Source organism: Arthrobacter sp. LAPM80 (assembly GCF_046736435.1).
Classification (GTDB): Bacteria; Actinomycetota; Actinomycetes; order Actinomycetales; family Micrococcaceae; genus Specibacter.
This window is the reverse complement of record NZ_JBCHVD010000008.1, coordinates 170403-191750: the sequence shown is the minus strand read 5'-3', so window position 1 is coordinate 191750 and position 21348 is coordinate 170403. Positions and strand designations below refer to the sequence as shown.

19 protein-coding genes are annotated in these 21348 nt (G+C 62.3%); 12 read left to right on the top strand and 7 right to left on the bottom strand.

Annotated elements, in window-relative coordinates; all coding sequences use genetic code 11:
• A partial coding sequence (locus AAGW05_RS10640) for an N-6 DNA methylase (RefSeq protein WP_411804487.1) occupies nucleotides 1-1928 on the bottom strand: 1928 nt, incomplete at its 3' end.
• A 549-nt stretch (nucleotides 1929-2477) separates the two neighbouring features.
• On the opposite strand from AAGW05_RS10640, the gene AAGW05_RS10635 reads away from it, so the two are divergent.
• The 4 genes from AAGW05_RS10635 to AAGW05_RS10620 all read left to right on the top strand — a co-directional run bounded on the left by AAGW05_RS10635 (nucleotide 2478) and on the right by AAGW05_RS10620 (nucleotide 7460).
• On the top strand, nucleotides 2478-3098 hold the full coding sequence (locus AAGW05_RS10635; RefSeq protein ID WP_411804486.1) for a single-stranded DNA-binding protein: 621 nt from the start codon (nucleotides 2478-2480) through the stop codon (nucleotides 3096-3098).
• A gap of 42 nt (nucleotides 3099-3140) precedes the next feature.
• On the top strand, nucleotides 3141-3656 hold the full coding sequence (locus tag AAGW05_RS10630) for a DUF6993 domain-containing protein (RefSeq protein ID WP_411804485.1): 516 nt from the start codon (nucleotides 3141-3143) through the stop codon (nucleotides 3654-3656).
• Nucleotides 3657-3789: 133 nt separating this feature from the next.
• The gene (gene ettA, locus AAGW05_RS10625; RefSeq protein ID WP_411804484.1) at nucleotides 3790-5472 is read left to right on the top strand and encodes an energy-dependent translational throttle protein EttA; all 1683 of its coding nucleotides are present in this window, start codon (nucleotides 3790-3792) and stop codon (nucleotides 5470-5472) included.
• Between the two features lie 179 nt (nucleotides 5473-5651).
• On the top strand, nucleotides 5652-7460 hold the full coding sequence (locus AAGW05_RS10620; RefSeq protein ID WP_411804483.1) for a BCCT family transporter: 1809 nt from the start codon (nucleotides 5652-5654) through the stop codon (nucleotides 7458-7460).
• Here the strand turns inward: AAGW05_RS10620 and AAGW05_RS10615 are convergent.
• Nucleotides 7457-8362, bottom strand: a complete 906-nt coding sequence (locus AAGW05_RS10615; RefSeq protein ID WP_411804482.1) for an acyl-CoA thioesterase — start codon at nucleotides 8360-8362, stop codon at nucleotides 7457-7459. The two genes, AAGW05_RS10620 and AAGW05_RS10615, sit on opposite strands and share 4 nt — an antisense overlap.
• Before the next feature lie 136 nt (nucleotides 8363-8498).
• Here AAGW05_RS10615 and AAGW05_RS10610 point away from each other — a divergent pair, with 136 nt between their 5' ends.
• The 4 genes from AAGW05_RS10610 to AAGW05_RS10595 all read left to right on the top strand — a co-directional run bounded on the left by AAGW05_RS10610 (nucleotide 8499) and on the right by AAGW05_RS10595 (nucleotide 11723).
• Nucleotides 8499-8993: an acyl-CoA thioesterase gene (locus AAGW05_RS10610; RefSeq protein WP_411804481.1), complete on the top strand. Its 495-nt coding sequence runs from the start codon at nucleotides 8499-8501 to the stop codon at nucleotides 8991-8993.
• A complete protein-coding gene (locus tag AAGW05_RS10605; RefSeq protein ID WP_411804480.1) occupies nucleotides 8993-9661 on the top strand; it encodes a hypothetical protein in 669 nt (222 codons plus the stop codon). Before AAGW05_RS10610 ends, AAGW05_RS10605 begins: the two co-directional genes overlap by 1 nt.
• A 218-nt stretch (nucleotides 9662-9879) precedes the next feature.
• Nucleotides 9880-10770: a hypothetical protein gene (locus tag AAGW05_RS10600; RefSeq protein WP_411804479.1), complete on the top strand. Its 891-nt coding sequence runs from the start codon at nucleotides 9880-9882 to the stop codon at nucleotides 10768-10770.
• Complete coding sequence (locus tag AAGW05_RS10595) at nucleotides 10767-11723, top strand: hypothetical protein (protein WP_411804478.1); 957 nt, start codon at nucleotides 10767-10769, stop codon at nucleotides 11721-11723. Before AAGW05_RS10600 ends, AAGW05_RS10595 begins: the two co-directional genes overlap by 4 nt.
• A gap of 49 nt (nucleotides 11724-11772) precedes the next feature.
• Here AAGW05_RS10595 and AAGW05_RS10590 read toward each other — a convergent pair whose 3' ends face one another.
• From AAGW05_RS10590 to pepN, 5 genes are all read right to left on the bottom strand, one after another.
• The gene (locus AAGW05_RS10590; protein ID WP_411804477.1) at nucleotides 11773-12336 is read right to left on the bottom strand and encodes a globin; all 564 of its coding nucleotides are present in this window, start codon (nucleotides 12334-12336) and stop codon (nucleotides 11773-11775) included.
• 18 nt (nucleotides 12337-12354) lie between these two features.
• Nucleotides 12355-13023, bottom strand: coding sequence for a mechanosensitive ion channel family protein (locus AAGW05_RS10585; protein ID WP_411804476.1), 669 nt, complete (start codon nucleotides 13021-13023; stop codon nucleotides 12355-12357).
• 67 nt (nucleotides 13024-13090) lie between these two features.
• Nucleotides 13091-13573: an OsmC family protein gene (locus AAGW05_RS10580; RefSeq protein ID WP_411804475.1), complete on the bottom strand. Its 483-nt coding sequence runs from the start codon at nucleotides 13571-13573 to the stop codon at nucleotides 13091-13093.
• 84 nt (nucleotides 13574-13657) lie between these two features.
• Nucleotides 13658-14488 carry an SGNH/GDSL hydrolase family protein gene (locus AAGW05_RS10575; RefSeq protein WP_411804474.1) on the bottom strand — a complete coding sequence of 277 codons (831 nt, stop codon included), beginning with the start codon at nucleotides 14486-14488 and terminating at the stop codon, nucleotides 13658-13660.
• A 153-nt stretch (nucleotides 14489-14641) separates the two neighbouring features.
• Nucleotides 14642-17191, bottom strand: a complete 2550-nt coding sequence (gene pepN, locus AAGW05_RS10570; RefSeq protein ID WP_411804495.1) for an aminopeptidase N — start codon at nucleotides 17189-17191, stop codon at nucleotides 14642-14644.
• A 292-nt stretch (nucleotides 17192-17483) separates the two neighbouring features.
• Here pepN and AAGW05_RS10565 point away from each other — a divergent pair, with 292 nt between their 5' ends.
• From AAGW05_RS10565 to AAGW05_RS10550, 4 genes are all read left to right on the top strand, one after another.
• Nucleotides 17484-18524, top strand: a complete 1041-nt coding sequence (locus tag AAGW05_RS10565; RefSeq protein WP_411804473.1) for a DUF1648 domain-containing protein — start codon at nucleotides 17484-17486, stop codon at nucleotides 18522-18524.
• Nucleotides 18525-18528: 4 nt separating this feature from the next.
• Nucleotides 18529-19524 (top strand): hypothetical protein, encoded by a 996-nt coding sequence (locus AAGW05_RS10560; protein WP_411804472.1) that lies wholly within the window; start codon nucleotides 18529-18531, stop codon nucleotides 19522-19524.
• Nucleotides 19525-19602: 78 nt separating this feature from the next.
• The gene (locus AAGW05_RS10555; protein WP_411804471.1) at nucleotides 19603-20073 is read left to right on the top strand and encodes a ribose-5-phosphate isomerase; all 471 of its coding nucleotides are present in this window, start codon (nucleotides 19603-19605) and stop codon (nucleotides 20071-20073) included.
• 179 nt (nucleotides 20074-20252) lie between these two features.
• Entirely contained in the window at nucleotides 20253-21272 is a 1020-nt protein-coding gene (locus tag AAGW05_RS10550; RefSeq protein ID WP_411804470.1) for an Fpg/Nei family DNA glycosylase, read from the top strand.
• The last annotated feature ends 76 nt before the right edge of the window (nucleotides 21273-21348 follow it).

The following is a 21348-nucleotide window of genomic DNA, read 5'->3' as shown; positions in this document are numbered from 1 at the left end:
GCAATTAGAATCGAAACGCCCTGCATGATGTCAAAGACATTCTGATCGGCTCGCATTGAATCAGGTTTATCGCCTGGAATCTTTCTTCCGTGAAGGTCTAAGACCATCAATCGATCGAAAGTCTTCGCTAGGTGCCATCTCATGCCTCTAAACGTTGGACTCATGAGGTAGCTGTTATCGGTGATAACCCCAACTATTCCACTCCCGTTCTTTGCAATGAGATCTTCCGCGAATCCGAGAAATTTTACGTAGTCATTGTTCAACCATTTGGTGTTGGTCTCCTGAAGCTTCGTCTTACCTCCGGGCTCGATCTTGTATTTCTTCGAGAATTTGTTGGCATACGTGAAGTTATTTGCTGAAACGCCAGAGTAAGGAGGGTTTCCAATCACGACCATGATCGGGTTTCTATCCTTGACCTCACCGGCCGCAGCTGATTCTTCGGTCAGTGCTTCTAGGAGACCAAATTGAAACAGATCAGCATCGATGCCCATCGGCTGTTCAAGAGTATTTGTCAAAAACACGCGGAATCGATTCGCGTCAGTTACACCGAGATCGCTCAGCGTCATGCCCAATTTCATGTGTGCGATGGCGTAAGGCGCCATCATGAGCTCGAAGCCATTTAGCCGCGGTATCAATTCATCAGCAGCATAGGAGGGCCACAGGCCCTCCTGTCCCTTGAAGGACTTGTGGACGTGCTTGATGACTTCATTTAGAAATGTTGCAGTTCCGGTCGCAAAATCCAGAATCTGGACCTTGTGAACATCGATTGTCGCGTTTGAAGTGCGGGTGCGCCTGATGTTCCCTGACTTTCGTTCCAGTCCTGGTTGCGACGGAATTGTGACCAAATGCTTAGACGAGTCGGCAAGTCCGGCGGAAATACCAAAATTATTCTTAAGCGCAGAGTCCACTGCTCGGACAATGAACCGAACCACTGGGGTTGGTGTGTAATAGGCGCCGCGCTTCTTTCGCTGATCCGAGTCATATTCTTTCAGGAAGTCTTCGTAGAAATGAATGATTGGATCACGCCCGTCAATATCGTCACCCTCCGCCAGTCGGCGGTGCACGATCTTCTCCACATCGCTTACCGAAAGTACCTCGCACATCTCCTGGACGATCTGGGCCAGATTCTGACTGAACCCGGGTCCAGCTACATGGTCAAAGAACGTTCGAAGAAAGTGCGTGGAAGCCGGGATTAAGTCCCGGGCTTCTTGGCGTGTGAACACAGTTGTCGACTTGTCGCTGTACCGAGCTGAGAAGAGGCCATAGATTAGCGTCTGTGCATACATGTCGGCGAATTCTGCATGGTCCATTCCCGATACCAATTTGTCTTTGACGACCTTGAACATCCTCAAGATGTCGTCATCCTCCGACGTGGTGGAATCGCTGAGAGTTGTGAGCACGAAATTACGGACGCGTCTAGCCTTTCCGCCCATAGACTTTGCAAGCTTCGATGCCGATGTAATCTTGGCCGGTGGTTGGTCTAGGAATGCATGTAGTTCTTCGATGAACTTGTTGAAATTTTGGGGCATCGATTCGACGTGTCCGTCACTCGATATCCGGGCTACGTGAACCGTTGAGTACGAGATTCCGTCTCTGTAAAAGCGAAACTCGAGTTCATTCGTTAGCAGGAGCTGGTCGTAGCCGGCGTAGCGGATCAGCTGTTCTGTTTGTTCCGTTCGGTCGAGGTTGGCTCCCAAGTCCTTGGCTTCGCCGTATCCACGGACAATCTCTGAATTGTTCTTTTGAACAAAGACGAAGTCCGGTTGACCTTCGGAAGACCGAGCTGGGTCGTTGAACGTCTCAACGTCGGGTGCCACCTGGTTGAACATCCGAACCAATGCTGGCCGGTAGCTATGCTCCCGGGCGATGGTGTTGGTCGCAAGCTTTGCAACCTGCTGAACGTACTCCGCCACGGCATCGATGGCCACGCGATTCGTTGACATGTATCCCCTAAATGATTCGGCTCCTCTAGTGAACCTATCGCAGAATCCGGGGGAACTTAGGTCGAATGCGCGTCTGTCGTTCATGCGTCACATCAAAAAGGTGAGACGGGTTAGCCGAAGTTCGTCACTGTCCGCCGCCATGCTCGAATGGTTACTGTCCATTTACTGTCCATCCTTGGCGAACTTGCCAAGAAATCCAGAGAATGCACGGGAATTATGGCTTGTCAACTGGGAAAGCAAAGCGCCCTTACTTCCCTTTGTTTGCAAGGAAGTTAGGGGCGTAAAGTCTGCTGGCCGGCACGACTGGGAAAGATTAGAAGGCTCCTGCTCTATCCGCTGAGCTACCGAGGCATGACCCAATCATGGGCCGCATCTAAATTATCAGGTTTATTCTCCGATCTCCTCCTCCACAGGTACAGCAGGGTCCCGTGGCGTTCACAATCCGGGCCCAAGCACTGGCACGAACTTCATGAATGGCGTTGGCTTGAGGTATCTAAAAACTGCCGTATCGACGGCCCGGAGAAAGGCAGAAACATGGCAAACCACATCAGCCTCAGGGGCTTTGTGTGTTCTGACATTGTCGTTAACACCACGGACAGCGGCACGGTCATCGGGAAATTTCGGATGGGTTCCAACATGCGCCGACTCGATCCCATCACAAACCAGTGGGTTGACGGTCAGACCAACTGGTTTCGCGTCAATGTCTTCAGGACGCTAGCCTCCAACGCGATGGTGAGCATCCACAAGGGGGACCGGATCTTGATTGTCGGCAAGCTTAAGGTGACCTCCTACTTCCGCAAGGACGGCACTCCAGCCACAGGGGTGGAAATCGACGCGGACAGCATCGGGCCCGACCTCCAATTCGGAACCGCAAACTACCGGCGCATGCTCAGCGCCCGCCCGGCCGGCCAAAGCAATTCCGTGAGCCCTGATAATCCGTTCCACTTGGTAGGAACGCGGTCGCATTACCAGGATGAAGATGAAGCACCGGGCGAGGATGTTTCTGAGCCCGGCACGGGTGGCGAAATGGATGATGACGACGATCAAACTGCGGCCAGGGTTGGAGATGGACCGTTTGCCGCAGGCGGACTCCAGGAGGGTGAGTCTGCCGATGAAGTGACGGGGGAAATCACCCAAGAAGCCGTCCCATTCTAGGGGCGTGGACAGAAGCGCAGTCTGCCGTGGCACAATGGCGGGGTGACTTTGGAAAAGATGACATCCCGCCACCAGCCAAAACGGCACCGCCTCAATGTGCGGACGGTCGGTGCATCCGTTCTGCTGGCCGCTTCCTTGGCGCTGGGCGGATGCTCCATGCTTCCGGGATCCACGCCGACCCCGGAGCCGGCCCCCACCTCGGCCGCGACAAAGGACGGTGCGACGCCGCAGGCAAAGGAGGCAGCGCCGCCCAAGGCCAAAACAGCCGCTGAGGAACTCGAAGGTAAGCTGAAAACCACCCTCACGACGCTGACTTTGGGCACCAAGGCGCCAAACCGTGAACAAATGATGCAGGCAATGCTAGATGCCGGCGTAGTCAAGGAAAAAGTTGAAGTCTCCGTGGACATCACACCCACGGGTCTTGCCGTGGACGCCATCGAGGCGGCCGCACGGGTTGCTGATGACTGTGTCCTGGGTCAGGTGCGTGACGGCAACGTCGCCGTGGTGATTCTTCCCGTTCTCGCGTCCGGACGCTGTTTCGTGGGCGACGTTCACTAGCCCCTGCACCTGCCTCGCCTCGGGCCCGCAATTCGCGTCATTTTCCGGCGCGTGCGGGGTCCCGGGTGATGCTTTGCTCACTTGTACCGTAGCGAATGTGAGATATGCGCCCGCACCCACTAACCTTGGGGGTATGGCGGAATTTATTTATACGATGTCCAATGCCCGCAAGGCTGTTGGAGAAAAACTCATTCTTGACAACGTAAGCATGTCTTTCTACCCGGGTGCCAAGATTGGCGTCGTGGGCCCCAATGGTGCTGGTAAGTCCACCATTTTGAAGATCATGGCTGGCTTGGACACCCCCTCCAACGGTGAGGCTCGCCTGAGCCCCGGCTACACTGTGGGCATTTTGCTCCAGGAGCCGCCGCTGAACGAGGAAAAGACCGTTCTGGGCAACGTCCAGGAAGGCGTTGGCGAGATATACGCAAAGATCACCCGTTACAACGAGATCTCCGAGGAAATGGCCAGCCCCGACGCTGACTTTGACACCCTTCTCGAAGAGATGGGCAAGCTGCAGGAAGCCATTGATGCCGCCGACGCATGGGATATCGATTCCCAGCTCGAGCAGGCCATGGATGCACTGCAGTGCCCGCCGGGGGATTCCGACGTCACTGTCCTCTCCGGTGGTGAGCGCCGTCGTGTTGCCTTGTGCAAGCTCCTGCTGCAGAAGCCTGACCTGTTGCTCCTGGATGAGCCCACCAACCACTTGGACGCTGAAAGCGTTCAGTGGCTGGAGCTTCACCTGAAGAACTACGCCGGCGCCGTACTCGCCGTGACCCACGATCGTTACTTCCTCGATCACGTCGCGGAATGGATCGCGGAAGTTGACCGCGGCCACCTGTACCCGTACGAAGGCAACTACTCCACTTACTTGGAGAAGAAGCGTGCACGTCTGGAAGTCCAGGGCAAGAAAGACGCCAAGCAGGCAAAGCGCCTCACCGAGGAACTCGAGTGGGTACGCTCCAATGCCAAGGGTCGCCAGACCAAGTCCAAGGCCCGTCTTGCCCGCTACGAGGAGATGGCTGCCGAGGCCGACCGCACGCGCAAGCTCGACTTCGAAGAGATCCAGATCCCGCCGGGCCCGCGCCTGGGTGGCATCGTGCTGGAAGCCGAGAACCTCAAGAAGGGCTTCGGCGATCGTGTTCTGATCGACGGACTCACCTTCACTTTGCCTCGCAACGGCATCGTTGGCGTCATCGGCCCGAACGGTGTCGGTAAGTCAACGCTGTTCAAGACCATTGTTGGACTTGAACCGCTCGACGGCGGAAACCTCAAGGTCGGTGAGTCGGTCAAGATTTCCTACGCCGACCAGAACCGTGGCGGCATCGACCCCGACAAGACGTTGTGGGAAGTTGTTTCCGACGGCCTGGACTTCATCCAGGTTGGCAACGTGGAAATGCCCTCACGCGCCTATGTTGCAGCCTTTGGTTTTAAGGGACCGGACCAGCAGAAGAAGTCAGGTGTGCTCTCCGGTGGTGAGCGCAACCGTCTGAACCTCGCGCTGACCCTCAAGCAGGGTGGAAACCTGTTGCTTCTCGATGAGCCCACCAACGACCTTGACGTGGAAACCCTCAGCAGCCTTGAAAACGCGCTGTTGGAATTCCCGGGCTGTGCCGTGGTCGTATCGCACGACCGTTGGTTCCTGGACCGAGTGGCCACCCACATCCTTGCCTACGAAGGCAGCGATGAAAACCCGGCCAACTGGCACTGGTTCGAGGGCAACTTCGATTCCTACGAAGCGAACAAGATCGAGCGCATGGGTGCCGATGCGGCACGTCCGCACCGCGTCACCCACCGCCGCCTGACCCGCGACTAGCCCCACGCACTCCCAGTGTGCAAACGCTGGCGCGTTTGCACACTGGATCCCTCCGGGGCGTGCGCCCAACGCTTCTCGCAAGCGTAGGCTCGTATAGAAATGGCCGGCTCCTTTTGGAGTCGGCCATTTTTATGCCTGCGCCACGGTCATTCCAGCATGAATGCGCTTATGCTGGGGAAATGTCAGCGACTACGTCGAAACATCGTGTCCATCGCTGGGTCTTCTGGCCGGCAGCCACCATCGTCGTGGTTTTTGCCGCATTTGCCATGGTCGCCCCCTCCACCGCCGAATCCCTGTTTGCCAGCATCCAAGGCGCCATCGTCGGGTACTTCAACTGGTATTACGTACTCTTGGCCACTGCCCTGGTGATCTTTAGCCTGTGGGTGGGCTTTAGCAAGTTCGGGGACATCAAGCTCGGCAAGGACGACGACGAACCAGAGTTCTCCCTTGGCTCATGGTTTTCGCTACTCTTCGCCGCAGGCATGGGCATTGGCCTGGTCTTCTACGGGGTCAGTGAACCGTTGACCCACTTTGCCACCCCGAAACCGGGGGTTACCGGCACACCCGGAGATCTGGCCCAGCAGGCATTCTCACAGACCTTCCTGCATTGGGGAGTTCATGCCTGGTCAATCTACGTCGTCATCGGCCTCGCCCTGGCCTACGCCATCCATCGGCGCGGGCGGCCCGTGTCAATCCGTTGGTCGCTTGAACCGCTGCTGGGGAAGAAGGTGCGTGGCGGGATCGGCAACCTCATCGATGTCATCGCGCTGGTGGGGACCATGTTCGGCGTCGCCACGTCATTGGGGCTCGGTGTGCTCCAGATCAGCGCCGGCCTGGAGCATGCAGGACTGATCACGTCCTCCATGTTCATTAACCTTGTCATCATTGCAGTTGTCACCTGCTTCGTTTTGTTCTCCGTACTCTCAGGCGTGGGCAAAGGCATGAAGTGGCTCTCAAACACCAACCTGATCATTGCGGGCATCTTTGTGCTCTTCCTGGTGGTGGTGGGCCCCACCCAGTTCCTGCTGCGCAACTTTGTGCAATCCACCGGCAACTACCTGCAGAACCTGGTGGGCATGGCCTTCAACGTCAGCGCCTTCTCAGATGCAGCTGGCGAAGCATGGCAGTCAACATGGACCACCTTCTACTGGGGCTGGTGGATCTCCTGGGCGCCGTTCGTTGGTATCTTCATCGCCAGGATATCCAAGGGCCGCACCGTACGGCAGTTCGTCGCCGGCGTCATCCTCGTGCCCACCCTTGTCACCTTGCTGTGGTTCAGCGTTCTGGGCGGCACTGCCATTTACTCCCAGCTTTACGGAAAGGGAGGCCTGGTGGGGGCCGACGGAACTGTGGATTCAGCCGGCGCACTCTTCGCGACACTGGCCCAGGTTCCCGCCGGAGGGGTTCTTGTCATCGGGGCGATCATCATGATCGTCATCTTCTTTGTGACCTCAGCCGACTCCGGTGCCCTGGTCATGGGCATGATTGCCAGCGGTGGGGACGTGGAACCCAAAAATTGGATCCGCATATTCTTCGCGCTTGTCACGTCCCTGTTGGCCAGCGCCTTGCTGCTATCCGGAGGGCTGGAAGCCTTGAAAACCGCGGCGATCATCATCGCGCTGCCGTTCAGCGTTGTGTTGATCCTGATTTGTTGGTCCACCTACCTGGCCTTCTCACGCGAGTCCCGCGCTTACGAGAAGGCCAAACGGATGGCGTTTGTGGACCATATCGGGGACTTCTACGGCCTGGAGGTTGACGGACCAAACGAGAATTCCCCGCTGTTGAACCTGCGGCTGCTCACAGCACGGCTGCGCGGGCAGGTTCCTTCTGCCCGGCGCCCGCGCATTGACCCTTTTGGGCACCACCAACAAGGCCCGCAGGAAGCGGAGGCGAGCCGCGGGGCGGATCCTGCCGACAGTCCGTGCGGCTCCAAGACAACGCCGCCCCCGGACACTCCGGTCAATTACTCAGACACGCCGGAAAGCTAGTCCGCCAACGTTCCTTCCGGGATTCGCACCATGCCCTCTTGGGCAACCGTGGCGACAAGTACGCCGTCGCGGTTGAAGAAACGGCCAAGGTTCAGCCCGCGGGACTCGGAGGCGCTGGGTGACTCGGCCACGTACAACAGCCAATCATCGACCTGTAGGGGGCGGTGCCACCACATGGCGTGGTCAAGGCTGGCAACGCTGATGCCGGGCGTGGACCAACTGATGCCATGGCGGCGTAGCGACGGCTCCAGCAAAGTGTAATCGCTGGCGTAGGCCAGTGCCGCACGGTGCAGGTTCTGGTCCGCTGGCATGGGACCTAGCGTCTTCAACCACACCGCCTGGTGGGCGACATGCTGGCCCTTGACGTCCAAGTAGATGTCCGCGCCCACATGGCGGATGTCGAAGGGACGCTCATAGGCCCACGCCTGGGCCACGGGGTGGTCGATTGCCCCCAGCAGCTGGGCCGCGGTGGGAAGCGATTCAGGTGCAGGAATGCCTTCGGGCATGGTGTCCTGATGCTCGATGCCGCTGTCGGGGCGCTGAAACGAGGAGATCATGGACAGGATGGGCACCCCGCCCTGGTAGGCGTGCGTGCGGCGGGCGGAAAATGACCGGCCGTCGCGCAGACGCTGCACGCCAAAGGTCAAGGGGGCAGCTGCGTCGCCCGGGCGCAGGAAGTAGCCGTGCATCGAGTGGACCAGGTGGTCGCTTCCCACGGTGCGGGCCGCGGCAACCACCGACTGTGCCAACACCTGGCCGCCAAACAGCCGCGGCCGCGGGGCGTTCGCGTCACCGGCGCCAATAAAGATGTCTTCATCCGTCTGCGCCCCGCCGGCGTCGGAAAGCTCCAGGATGTGCAGGAGGGTTTCCATGGGGTCAAAGTCGCGTGGCGTCACATTCATAGACGTGACTCTATGTGTCGGCGTGCCCTGGCGACAAATGGGGATTCAGGCATGAACGGCACCATTTTCCTCGGCAATGCTGTGACCTTGCAGACGTTGATTGGTGGCGTACGCACGGCTTTGACATGATGAAAGCATGGCACCAGGCATCCAGATCGCACAGCAAATCCGTTTCGGCGACATTGATTCGTACAACCACGTCAACAACGTCGTGTATTTGCAGTACCTCGAGGATGCTCGTGTCCAACTGACCTACGCTGATCTTCCCGGCGGCGGCACGTTCCAGGACCTCGTAGGGAGCGAATTGTTCACGCTGGTGGGGCGGAACGAAATTGAATACCTGGCACCCATCGGCTTCCGCCCGACGCCCATTTTTGTCAATATTTGGGTCACGCACATCGGCGGCTCAAGCTTCGATTTCGGCTACACCATCACCGAGGCCGACACCTCCGTCATTTACGCCCAGGCCGCCACCTCCATGGTTCTGGTCTCGCGCACCACGGCCCGCCCCGTCCGGCTTACCGATCCGCAGCGCAGCGCACTGGACACCTGGCGCGGAGACCCCGTTCCGTTCAAACGCAGCCCCGCACGCCAAAGCACCCCCGCCACCACCGCCGAAGGAAGCCACTGATGTCTACAGCAACCCACACCGAAGAATTGCTGCTGGAGGATGCCGGCACCGTCGCGGACCTGCGCACCTTTGTGACCCGCGCCCGTACCGCGGACGACGGCGCCATCCGGCTCCAGGGGGCCGGGCAGGTACTCGCGGCGTACGTATGTGTCATGCGCTCGAAGCTTTTGGGTGAGGGAACCCCGACGGTGCTGGGGCTGCGCACCATGGCCCTGGGCGCACCGTCGAGCATTGATGTGACGGTGCCGCTTGCCTCGGTGGCAGACCGGCTGGCCCGCATGGATGCCGATGACCTCCGCCTTCCGGTGCCGCCAATGACCGTCCATGAATCGTGGGCCGGCATCGGTGCACCCCGCGGTGCGTGGGAGGAAATCGGCACCATTTCGGCCGACACCCTGATCGCCGTGGCCAAGGCCGGGGTGCAGGAAATTGGCCAGATCATCCCCGTCAACCCCGGCGCGCTGCTGGTGAACAACGTCCGCGCGTCTGTGTGGGGGCGGCCCATGGCCGGCGTGCCGGGGGAGATCCCCGGCGGCGCGGCGTTTGCAGCCTACGCTCTCGGCTTCGTTGCGCCGGGCGAATCGGGCACGATCTTCGGCTCACACAAGTGGCTGCGCATCAGCACCGCACGCGGCCACATCCTGGTCCGGCCCAAATCGCTGTTGTAACGGCAGCCATTGCTCGCCCAAGGACGCAGCAAATTCGCTCCACGCACCGGTAGCCCCCACGGCGCTGCCGCGCGGTAAGATTCGTCCTTGCGACCCGGTGCCGGCTGAGGATAATGAGTCCTAAGGTTCACTCGTGTACCACCCGGTCAGGGAAGGCATGGCTTGCGCCATGGCGGGGCGCGACGCAGGCGAGGAGCCGAGCGGTGTGAGGGGGCGTCATGCAGTGGCAGGCTTTTACACAGAGGCGGTCGGCAGCAGTGCTCATCGTGGCCGTCACGGTCCTGTGCGGCTGCAACGCCAACGCACCCCAGGATGCGGCGCCGTCGAGCCCTGCCCTGGTCAGCTCGGACAGCTCCGCAAATACGCCACCGGCCGGTTCCGGGAACAACGACGGCGGCCAACTCGCCTGGGTGCCGCCAGGCCCCGTCGATCCGGCCGACCCGCCCCAGAGCCAGTGGTACGTCATGCTTGAAAACAAGGACTGTGAAGGCCTGGCCGCCGCCGTCGGGACGGGCAACTCAAGCACGTCGGACGGCATTGCCCTCTGGGGTGCAGCCACGGCACTCTGCAGGGCCGTGTACGAAGGGCAGCCATCGGGATGGACGGATGCGGCAGCCGGCCTGGGAGCCCTGCAGGAACCGGCGGCTGAGCGCTGCCTTGATCGGGCCGCCTACCTGCTGGTGGCCGCATTCCTTGGCGCCCATGCCCAAAACCCGGACGCCCTGCCATCTCCGACCGCCGGGACAGGAACGGCGTGCCCCCTGGGATTGGCGGGCCTTGACGCGTTGGACGGCCAGGGCCCCACGAGGACCCCATCGAGCGGATTGGCCGGTGGGCTTTTCCAGCTGTCAGGGCGTTTTCTTGACGTGATCGCCGTCATTGTTGGCGACCAGCGGGTGCCAGTGTCGGCGGACCCCGTACAACCGGCGCGGTGGAACGTTCTCATGCCTGCTGCGGCCGCCGCCGGCGCAGTCACGGTGACTGCCGTGGGACGCGAAGGGCCCATTCCTGGATCAGTCACGTTCACCTATGTCACGGGTGCCCCGGGGTCCGCAAATCCGTCTGCTGAAGTCACGGGTAGCTTGCCGGTTAGCGGTGACGGACCGTGACGGGCGTGCAGGAGGGCGCCGGGGCTGTGCCGGTGGACGACGGCGCAGGCAGCGGCAGCCCCGGAGAGGCACGTGTGGAGCCAGTCGACGCTGATGTGCAGTCGACCATGGAGAAGTTTCTGGCGGTTGTCGCATCCATCGGGCCGCCTGTCACCGTTGCTACGGCACTGCTGGTGTATTTTGGCTGGGCCCGCTCCGATGCTCAGGCACGAGCTATGGGCCTTGATGTGAGCTTGTTCGGCTATACGGTGCAGGACTATGCGTTGCGCAGCATCAGGTCCTTGTTCCTGCCCCTGGTCTGCCTCTTGATTGCGGGCCTGCTGTGGCTGGCCGCCGACGGATGGCTCCGCGGCCAGATTCCTTCCGGACAGCGCAGTGCGCTGGTTGCCCGGATGTCCACTGCGGCCCTGGCATCCGGCGTTCTTCTGGCCGCAGGCTGCCTGCTGCTCGCCGTGGTCCGTCCAGGGGGAGTTTTCCTGGTGGTCCCGTTTCTGATGGCCGGCGGGGTCCTGCTGGCCAGTTGGGGCGTGCGCCTGCGCCGCTTGACAGTGGCGGGGAACCGGCCACGCGCCACCGGGCGATCGGCGGTCCAACACAGGGCCCTGGAGGCAACCTTTGTCTTTACGCTCGTCACGGTGCTGCTGTTCTGGGGGACCTCAGAGTTTGCCCAAGTGGTGGGGCGCGGCCAGGCCGCAGCAGTCGAGGCGAGCTTGCCCGCACTTCCCCGCGCCGATGTCTACAGCAATGCCGCGCTGTCCATCGGCGCCCCCGGGGTGAGGCAGTCAGTGCTGGGCCCGGCCGGGGCGCCTGTCTACAAATACACCGGCATGCACCTGCTGGTGGCAAGTGGGGGCCGGTTCTTCCTGCTGCCTGACAGTTGGACCCTCTCCCACGGCACGGTGGTGGTGCTGCCGGACAACAACGCCGTCAGGGTGGAGTTTGGCAAGCACTAGCCGCCACCGCCCAGGCGACAGTTCTGCGTCGTGCCCGCTTGAGGCGATCCTAAGCGGAGTTGACCAGTGAATGTGCCGCGCGTTCCAGGTAGTCCCAGAGTGTGGCTTCGTGCAGGGGTGACAGTTCCGCGGCGTCAACGCCCTTGCGCATGGCGGCAAGCCAATGGTCCCGCGCCTCAGGGGTGACGGCAAACGGGACATGGCGCATGCGCAGGCGCGGGTGGCCGCGTTCCTCAAGGTACGTCCGGGGCCCGCCCCAGTACTGCTCAATGAACATCAGCATGCGGTGCTCGGCCGGGGCCAGGTCTTCCTCGGGGTACATGGCGCGCAGCAGGGGATCGGCGGCGACTCCTTGGTAGAAAACGTGGATGATCTTCGCGAACGTCTCATGCCCGCCGACCTGCCCGTAGAACGTGTCCGAGAAGTCGTCCGTTTCCGCCGAGGCGGGAGCGGGAGCAGATGTGGAGGGCAGGGGATGGCCCATGGTGGTGGGGATCGGCAACATGCGCGCCAACGGCTCCCCAAAGCGTGACGGAATGGGAGTCCCCTCGGCAGGACTGTTCCCAGCGGGTTCGTTGGCGAGGGGGGACGCTGTGCTGTACTCGGAACTCATGGCTTTGACGTTAGCTTTCTATTCTGCGGATTCGTTGGGTTCGGTTGCCGCGGGGGCGGGCTGTGCCGCCGGGTCCTGGTAGTTGCCCTTGGATCTGTTGCCAAGGCGCAGGATCTCCCCGTTGCGCAGGTACCAGAGGGTGCCGTCCTCGGCCATGACACGGGTGATCCGCAGGCCCAGGTACTGCACGGTTCCGATGACCTCGCTTGTTTGGATGACATCTCCGATCCCGTACTGGTCCTCAAGCGTGATGAAGATGCCGGCCAGGAAATCCCGGATGAGCTGTTGACAGCCAAAACCAATGGCAATGCCCAGCACCCCTACGCTTGTCAGCAGGGGGGTGATGTCCACGTTGAAGGCCAATAAAACGTAGAAGCCGGTCACGACGGCCACCACGGTGGTCAAGACGGAGTTCAGCAGGGATCCGATGGTACGGGCCCGCTGCACGCGCCGTTCGTCGTCCAAAACGCGCATGACGGGGTCCAGGTTGCGCAGAACAGGTGCTGCCCAGCGCAGGGAAAAATGGTCCAGCGCCGTCCGGTCGGATTTGGCTCTTTTGACCACGAGCCGAATGAAGTAGTGCAGCACCAGCCACGCCACCAAAGCAATTGCCAGGGCGACGCCTGCCTCGGCCAGGTTTTCCCAGAATCCATCGTTGGGGGTTCCAAGGACTTGAGTTGCTTGCACGCGGGTTACCTTGCATCCGTAGGGGTGGAGAACTTCATATCAACCCTAACGTGGACGGAGCATGGGTTCAGTCCTCGGTTGCCGCAAGCACCCCAGGCTCGTGGCCGACAGGGAAGTTCACGCTGCGCGCGATGAAGCACTTTGCGGCAGCCTCTGCGTGCAGTGTCAGCGCAAGTTCCGCCATGGCAGGATCGGCGGTTGCGATCTTTGGATGCAAGGTGGCGGATTCAAATTGGCCGCTACCGTCGGGGTTAAGGACCAGGTTGCCTGTGGCGGTGTCCTCGTATTTGGTGATCACGATGCCGTGGTTCACTGCCACGTGCAGGTAGGAGAGCATGTGGCATTGGGTGAGGGCGCTCAGAAGCAGCTGTTCGGGGTTCCATCGCGTGCGGTCGCCGTGGAACGTCTTGTCGGCGGAGCCCAACAACGTGGGAAGGCCTACGGAGTCGACCGTGTGGTCACGCCCGTAGGCCTTGTAATCGGAGGTTCCCGTGCCCCGGTTGCCCGTCCAATTGACTGATATTTCATATGAATGCGAATTCAATGCCATGCGCTAAGCGTAGCGCCAGGGGTCCCGGAACGAGCGAAGCGACGTGGGGGACCCCAGTAGGCGTTGCTGCCGAGCTGGCGCGGCTCAGAGGAACCGCATGACTGCGACCGTGTAGCCGTTCTGGTAGCCCTCGGCGGTCGGATGGAAGGCGTACGGGTTGGGCCCGCCAGGGTAGTTCAGCCACGGTGAGGCTGAGGGGATTCCGTGTCCACTGAACAGATAGGCCACGGGAACGAACGCCGTGCGGTTCGACAATGCACTGAAGGCGAGGATGCCGTTGAGCAGGTCGGCGGCGGCGTTGAGGGCCTTTGCGCCAGTGACCTGGGTCGGGGTGAAGCCGAGCGCTGGCATGTTGTGCGGTTCAAAGAGCCGCGGATAGCCCAGATACAACACCCTGGCGCCGGGCGCCTTTGCCTTGACGGCCTTCAGCAGGGCCGTGACCTTCGTGGGCAGTTTCGTCATGAGTTGGACGGAGCTGGAGATGGCCGACGTGCACATGGCCGTCGTCGATGCGGGGTCAAGGCAGGCAGCCACGGTGGTGGCCCAGCCGACGTCGTTGCCTCCGGCGGTCAATGTGACAAGTTGAGTATCTGATGCCAGATACGGCACCTCGAGGGTACGCACCTGGTCGGTCGTAAAGCCGGAGCACGCCAAATTCGTCAGTGTGGCATGGGTCGCCGCGGCAACGTCATTGCCGTAGCCGTTGGGGCTTTGCCCGCAGGGGACGTAGGCCTCGTCGCCGCCGCCGGATCCGGCCGAAAAGGAGTCCCCGAGAACGGTGTAGTTGATGGTCCACTGTGTGGTGGGTGTCTGGGCCATGGCCGGTGCTCCGGCGAACCCTGCAATCATCCCGACTGACAGGAGCGTCACAGCGCCTGCACGGGCAGCAAATCCCTTGAAATGATGTGTGAGCATGCCCTGAAACTACTCCAAAAAGCATAAGAGGAATAGACTTTTCACCAACACTGGGGAACATTCCGACGCGTCAGCGCCGGGCGTGCAAACACAGCAAAAAATGCCTCCGCCACCGGGAAAAATCCAGTGCGGCGGAGGCAATTTTTGCCGGGTCTACATGTCAGCCGCCTGGGCCTTCAGCGCCCGCACCACGGCGTCGCGGCTCTCAATGAGCATGCGGCGAAGGGCCGGCACCTCGTCTCCCAAGTCGGCCAGGAACGCATCGGTTGCATCCAGCGTGGCCTGTGATACGAGCTGAGCCGGGTACAGCCCCGTGATGATGGTAGAGGAGGTCTCATAGGATTTCTCATCCCACACACCCCGGATCGCCGCAAAGTACAGGGCCACGTACGGTTCCAGCAGCGAGGTGTCCCAGGCCTTCGTGAAGCCCTCAATGGCCGCACGCTGAACAGCGTTGGCGCCTTCACCGCGGACGACGACGGACTCCCACGTCCCAGCCTTCCCCGCGGCCGTGGGGATGGAAGCGTGGGCGGTTGCTGCCGCCAGCTGACCGTTTTGGGTGTTGTCCAGCTCCAGGGCTGCAGCAATCTCGCCGGCCCCGGCGCGGCCGCCAGCAACGAGTGAGGTCAGCAGTTCCCAGCGCATGTCGGTGTCAATGGTCAGGGAATCCAGTTCCAGCGTTCCATCCAGCAGGCCCTGCACGGCGTCAAGCTGCTGGGGGGACTGCGCGTGGCCGGCGAAGGCTTTCACGAACTGCAACTGAGCGTCCGAGCCTGCGGCGGCGGATCCGGCCAGCTCCCACAGGGAATCGGCGGCGGCAATGGCCGTCTCCTTCCGGTGTTCAGGTGCAACGTAGAAGTTCAAGGCGGTGGCCAGCTGGCGCAGCAGCACCATGACCACTGTGGAGTCCGTCTCTTGGCCAATCGTGGCCAGGACAAGGTCGACGTACTCGCGGGCCGGGGTTTCGCCGTCGCGCGTGGCATCCCAGAGCGAGGCTGAAACGAGTGTGCGCGGCAGGGAGTCCCTGAAGTCCGCCAAGTGCGCCTTGGCCGTGGCCAGAGAGTGCGGGTCGAGGCGGATTTTGGCGTAGGCCAGATCGTCGTCGTTGACAAGCACGAGGGCCGGGCGCTGCATGCCAACGAGCTCCGGCACCGATGTTTCGGCCCCGTCGACGTCGAGCTCAACCCTGTGAGTCCGCACCAGCTTGCCGGCGTCCTCACCCGATGTCGCCACGTCGTAGAAGCCGACGGCCGCGCGATGGGGTCGCAGGACAGGGTGCTCCGCCACGGCGGACTGGAGGATCGAGAATGAGGTGATGGCGCCGTCGTCCGCCACCTCGATAGCTGTCGCGAAGGTGTTCACGCCCGAGGACTCCAGCCACTTCTCCGTCCAGGCGGTCAGGTCGCGGCCGCTGGCAGCCTCCAGCTCAACCATGAGGTCCGGCAGCTCGGTGTTGGACCAGGCGTGCTTGGCGAAGTAGGCGCGCACCCCGGCCATGAACTCCTCCTGGCCAACCCAAGCCACGAGCTGGCGCAGTACGGAGGCGCCCTTGGCGTAGGTGATGCCGTCAAAGTTGACCAGCACGTCCTCGAGGTCGTTGATCTCGGCCTTGATGGGGTGGGTGGAGGGCAGCTGGTCCTGGCGGTAGGCCCAGCTCTTCTCCATCGAGGAGAACGTGGTCCAGGAATCCACGTACTTCGTGTTTTCGGCCGCGGCCAGGGTGGACATGAACTCCGCGAACGACTCATTGAGCCAGAGGTCGTTCCACCAGCGCATGGTGACAAGATCGCCGAACCACATGTGGGCGAGCTCGTGCAGGATGGTGATGGCGCGGCGTTCGACGATGGCGTCGGAGACCTTGGAGCGGAAAACGTAGCTTTCAAGGAACGTCACGGCGCCCGCATTTTCCATGGCTCCGGCGTTGAATTCGGGCACGAACAACTGGTCGTACTTGGGGAAGGGGTACGGGACGCCGAACTGCGTCTCAAAGAATTCGAAGCCCTGGCGGGTCAGCTCAAAGACGTTCTCGGCGTCCAGGTGCTCCATGAGCGACTTCCTGGCAAACACGCCAAGCGGCACAATCCGCCCGTCCGAGCTTGTCAGTTCGCTGCGCACGCACTCGTAGGGGCCTGCGATCAGCGCCGTGATGTAGCTCGAGATTTTCAGCGTCGGCTCGAAGTGCCAGGTGGCCCTGCCTTCGCCCGCAGCCTCCGGAACCGGAGTGGGGGAGTTGGAAATGACATCCCAATGCGCCGGGGCACTCACGTGGAAGGTGAAGAGGGCCTTCTGATCGGGCTGCTCAAAGACGGCGAACATCCGGCGGGAGTCGGGCACCTCGAACTGGCTGTACAGGTACACCTCGCCGTCCACGGGGTCAACGAAGCGGTGCAGGCCCTCGCCGGTGTTCATGAAGAAGGCGTCGGCGCGCACGGTGAGCACGTTCTCTGCGGCGAGGTTTGGCAGCTGGATGCGCACGCCGTCGGACACGGTGGCCGGGTCAAGGTCGACGCCGTTCAACGTGACCTGGTGGACCGTCTTGGTCACCGCGTCAATGAACGACGACGAGCCCTCCTTCGCGCTGAACCTCACCGTTGTGGTGGAGGCGAAGGTGGTTTCCGAGGTGGTCAGGTCAAGGGTGACGTCGTAGCTCTCGACGCTCAGTGTGGCCGTGCGCTCAATGGCTTCGGCACGGGTCAGGTTCATACCAGGCAAGGTGATGCCTTCCGTTCGGGATGGGTGGAGCGAGGCCTGCGGCGGTGCGGTCGGCGTGCCGGAGGCCGGTTGGATGGATTCTTCCACCCTATCGCCCTGCGGTGTGTCGCGCGCCACCTGCCCCGCGCCACCGCGACCGTACATTTAATGGCAATGCGGCCGCGGAAGATCGGCATTAACTGCACGGTCGGTGGAGAGTTGTGGGTTTGAACCTCGCTACACCGTGGGGCAGTCTTGGCGGATACGTAGAATATGGATGACAAAGTGAAGGCGGGCGGTCTTCGTGGGGGAGCAAGTGCGCTGTGCGGCGGCGGAGGCAACTTACAACCGGTGGTGGCTGATAGGGCTGTTTGGCGGGCATCTGATCCTTGGCATCCTTGCCGCAACCTGGATGTTTACAGTTGCAGCCAGGCTGCCGGGCGAATTGGCCATCCACTGGAACGCCAAGGGAGAGGTGGACGGCTGGACATCCCTGTGGGGAATTGCCACCACCACTGTGCTCACCATGGTTGGCGTTGGCGGCATCATCGCGGTGCTGGCCGTGGTTTCCCGCGGTCAGAACACGTTGATCGCCCGCATTGGTGCCGGCGTAGGCGTTGGTTTTGGCATCGGGGCCGGGGCCCTGATGGTTGCCGTTGTGGCCGGACAAATCGGCCTGGCCGACACGTCCCGGGCTGAGATCTCCGGTCCGGTCATGGGGGCCGGCCTGGGCCTTGCCGCCGTGCTGGGCGTTCTTCCCATGTGGTTGTACAGGCCCGGCGAGATGGACAGGACACAAAGTCCTGCGGTGCTTGCGGCCAACGACGTGGCCACTGCCGCGGATTCACCCCTTGTTGCGCAGGCGCAGGAACGTGCCGCCCGGGGCGAATCACTGCGGGTCAAGGTCTCCATGGGGGCACGGGCCTGGCTGCTTTGCATCGGAGTCGGCGGCGTCGTTGCCCTGAGCACCTACTTCATCTTTCCTGTCCTGTCCGTGCTTGGCGTGGCGGTTGCCGCGATCATCTGGGTTTTCTGCCAGGGCACGGCCATCATTGGCGCCGACGGTGTCAAGGTGCTGGCCTCAGGCCTCTGGAGGGTCATGCCGCTTGAATGGAAGGAAATCCACAAGGCCACCGTGGAGGACATCCAGGCACTGGACTACGGCGGCTGGGGCTTCAGGATAAACGGCGGAAGCGTCGGGTTCATCATGGGCAGCGGGCCCGCCATCGTCATTGACGCCGGTTTTCACCAGACGTTCGTTATCTCCATGCCGGATGCGCAGACGGCCGCAGAGGCCGCTGCCCTGGTGAATGCGTACGTCCACACCACAACAGTGCAAAACTAGTCCTATGGCACACGACGGCAGCCACGACTCCACCGGCGGATGGTACGGCGACCACCGGGCCCTGCGCTTCGCCCTGATTTTCCCTGCCCTGCTCTCCGTCGCCCTGGTTGCCGGCGGACTGCTTCTTGGCAGCCAGCTGCAGGAGGGCATCGTGCTGCCGCCGGGCGGGAACCCGGTTCCCCTCGCAACCTTTCTCGGCGTGGGCGTTGCCGCAATCCTGGTCCTCGGCGCCGGACTGGGCAGCTTCGGCGCACGCACCACCCTGTCCCGCATGCTGCGGCGGATCCTACTGGGCCTTGCCATGGCCCTGCAATTGGCGGCCTGCACACTTTTCGCCGCGACCCTGCTGGCACAGGCAGGCCAAAGCCAGCCGCCAGTCGAGCGCGTCGACGGCTACGTCCTACTCATGGGCTGCGGCCTCGCGGCGGCCATGGGTGTGGTGCTCGCGCTGACCTTCAAACCCGAGGAACAATGGAGCCCGGCCGATGACGAGGCCCTCGCCGCCGTCCTGGCCGACGCCGCCGAGGACCCCGCCGCCAAGGACACCATGGCCTACTTCGTCCGCCCGCGCGGCTCGGTCATCATGATGATCCTGCTCGGCTTTATCCTGCCCGGGGTGTTCCTTGCGCTGATACTGCCGTGGATTCTGCCTGCCGCCATCGTTGCCGCCCTGCTGGCCGTCGGCATGCTGTCGGCAACCGTCCGGGTTGACAGGCGCCAGCTCACAGTGAAGCTGCTCGGCGTTGTCCCCGTGCTGGTGGCCCCCTGCGAAGGCGTGGATACGGCCCTCTCCCTTGACATCATCGCCGGTGACTACGGGGGTTGGGGTTTGAGGCGCCACGGCGCTTCCGCCAGCTTCCTTGCCTACTCCGGTGCCGCCGTCGTGCTTCACCTCACGGGGGGAGCCAGCGTTGTGGTGAGTGCGCCGAGCCTTGACATGGCCGATGACCTGTCGGCGATCCTGAACCGCCGCGCCGGGAAAACGCCTGGCCACCGGTAGCGGACGGGCGGCCGGGGCATGCCGCCGTCATGGGTAGGCTTGAGGGAGCATCACTTACCTCGAGAACAAGGAACCCTCATGCGCGTTCACATCGCAACAGACCACGCCGGCATGGAGCTCAGCGCCCACCTCATCACCGCCCTCACCGCCAAGGGCTACGAGATGGTTGACCACGGCCCGCAGGAATACGACGCCGAGGATGACTACCCCTCGTTCTGCATCACTGCAGCACTCGCCGTCGTGGCAGACCAGGCTGCCGGCGTCGACGCGTTGGGCATTGTGCTCGGCGGCTCCGGCAACGGCGAGCAGATTGCCGCGAACAAGGTCAAGGGCGTCAGGGCCGCACTGGCCTGGAACCTGTCAACGGCCCAGCTGGCCCGCGAGCACAACGACGCCAATGTTGTTGCCGTTGGCGGACGCCAGCACAGCGTGGAGGAAGCCACCGAAATCATCGAGGCGTTCCTGTCAGAACCCTTCAGTGACGCCGAACGGCACGTGCGCCGGATCCGCAAGATCGCCACGTACGAGACAACCGGCGAAGTCGTCTAACACCGCTTAGGGGGAGGAAACCATGGGCAGGCAGTTGAAATCCGGCGCTGGAGCAATAGCTGGAGCAATAGCTGGCGGCAGGACGCTGCGCATCGGAGCGTGGCCCGTGGTTCCCTCGGCGCCCGGGCGGTTCGCCCCGATGGCGTGCCAGGAGCCGGAGCCACATCCGGGGGGCCGCAATGCCTGAGGGCCATTCCGTCCACCGCCTGGCCCGGCAGTTCCGGGACGTCTTTGGCGGTGCTGCGCTCGCGGTCTCCAGCCCGCAGGGCAAGTTTTCCGCCGGCGCCGCCCGGATTGACGGGCACGTCCTGGAGCGCGCCGAGGCCCACGGCAAGCAAATGTTCCTTTACTTCTCCCACGACCTCGTCATGCGGGTCCACCTTGGCCTGTACGGCGCCTGGGACTTCGGCGGGGATTCCACCTTCACCGGAGCCTCAAGCATTGGCGCACCGCGGCGGATCGGCGAGCAGGAACTCGGGGCGGAATCCCCTGACGATGACCAGGCCTCCGTGTCCGGGGGACCCGCAGCGGGCTTGCTGACTGTGGCAGGACCGGGGGACTATGACGGGCCGCCGGAGCCCACGGGCGCCGTGCGTGTCCGGCTTGTCTCCGACCACGGGTGGGCTGACCTCCGCGGGCCCACCGCCTGCGAGGTTCTCACACCCGCCGAAGCGGCTGCGGTGCGCCGGAAATTGGGACCTGATCCGCTGAACCATGGGCAAGGCGATGAGGAGGAGTTCGTGCGCAGGATCCGCAAGAGCACTACCTCCACTGCGCTGCAGCTCATGAAGCAGGATGTCCTGGCCGGGGTGGGCAACGTCTACCGTGCCGAGGTCCTGTTCCGGTTGGGCCTTGACCCCATGCTGCCCGGCACGAGCCTGCAGCGTGAAGAAGCCCAGGCGCTGTGGGAGGACATCGCGCGCATCATGGCCGACGGCGTCCGCGACGGCCGCATTATCACCACCGAACTCCGTGACCGCCCCAGCGGCGTTGGGGTGGACGTGGGCTGCGGACCGGCGTCCCGCGGCGGGATGGGCGACGGCCTGCCACGTCGGCCCAACAAGGACGTCCCGGCGGAGGATTCCCACTACGTGTACAAACGTGAAGGCCTGCCCTGCCGGCACTGTGGCAGCCAAATTGCCATGAAGGACCTGGGCGGGCGGAAATTGTACTGGTGCCCGTCCTGCCAGGCGGGCTGATCCCAAAATCCCGCAAGCAGCGGCTTTTTTGAGGGATCCGCCGGTTCGATTTGCGAGACTGGCAAAGTCGTTGATA

Bases quoted from the DNA above. Each gene is read 5' to 3' on its own strand.
- AAGW05_RS10560 (WP_411804472.1), top strand. From the start codon at position 18,529: ATGGCACACGACGGCAGCCACGACTCCACCGGCGGATGGTACGGCGAC.
- AAGW05_RS10620 (WP_411804483.1), top strand. From the start codon at position 5,652: ATGTCAGCGACTACGTCGAAACATCGTGTCCATCGCTGGGTCTTCTGG.
- AAGW05_RS10550 (WP_411804470.1), top strand. From the start codon at position 20,253: ATGCCTGAGGGCCATTCCGTCCACCGCCTGGCCCGGCAGTTCCGGGAC.
- AAGW05_RS10605 (WP_411804480.1), top strand. From the start codon at position 8,993: ATGTCTACAGCAACCCACACCGAAGAATTGCTGCTGGAGGATGCCGGC.
- AAGW05_RS10590 (WP_411804477.1), bottom strand. From the start codon at position 12,336: ATGAGTTCCGAGTACAGCACAGCGTCCCCCCTCGCCAACGAACCCGCT.
- AAGW05_RS10575 (WP_411804474.1), bottom strand. From the start codon at position 14,488: ATGCTCACACATCATTTCAAGGGATTTGCTGCCCGTGCAGGCGCTGTG.
- AAGW05_RS10600 (WP_411804479.1), top strand. From the start codon at position 9,880: ATGCAGTGGCAGGCTTTTACACAGAGGCGGTCGGCAGCAGTGCTCATC.
- AAGW05_RS10610 (WP_411804481.1), top strand. From the start codon at position 8,499: ATGGCACCAGGCATCCAGATCGCACAGCAAATCCGTTTCGGCGACATT.
- AAGW05_RS10555 (WP_411804471.1), top strand. From the start codon at position 19,603: ATGCGCGTTCACATCGCAACAGACCACGCCGGCATGGAGCTCAGCGCC.
- ettA (WP_411804484.1), top strand. From the start codon at position 3,790: ATGGCGGAATTTATTTATACGATGTCCAATGCCCGCAAGGCTGTTGGA.
- AAGW05_RS10635 (WP_411804486.1), top strand. From the start codon at position 2,478: ATGGCAAACCACATCAGCCTCAGGGGCTTTGTGTGTTCTGACATTGTC.
- AAGW05_RS10615 (WP_411804482.1), bottom strand. From the start codon at position 8,362: ATGAATGTGACGCCACGCGACTTTGACCCCATGGAAACCCTCCTGCAC.
- pepN (WP_411804495.1), bottom strand. From the start codon at position 17,191: ATGAACCTGACCCGTGCCGAAGCCATTGAGCGCACGGCCACACTGAGC.
- AAGW05_RS10580 (WP_411804475.1), bottom strand. From the start codon at position 13,573: ATGGCATTGAATTCGCATTCATATGAAATATCAGTCAATTGGACGGGC.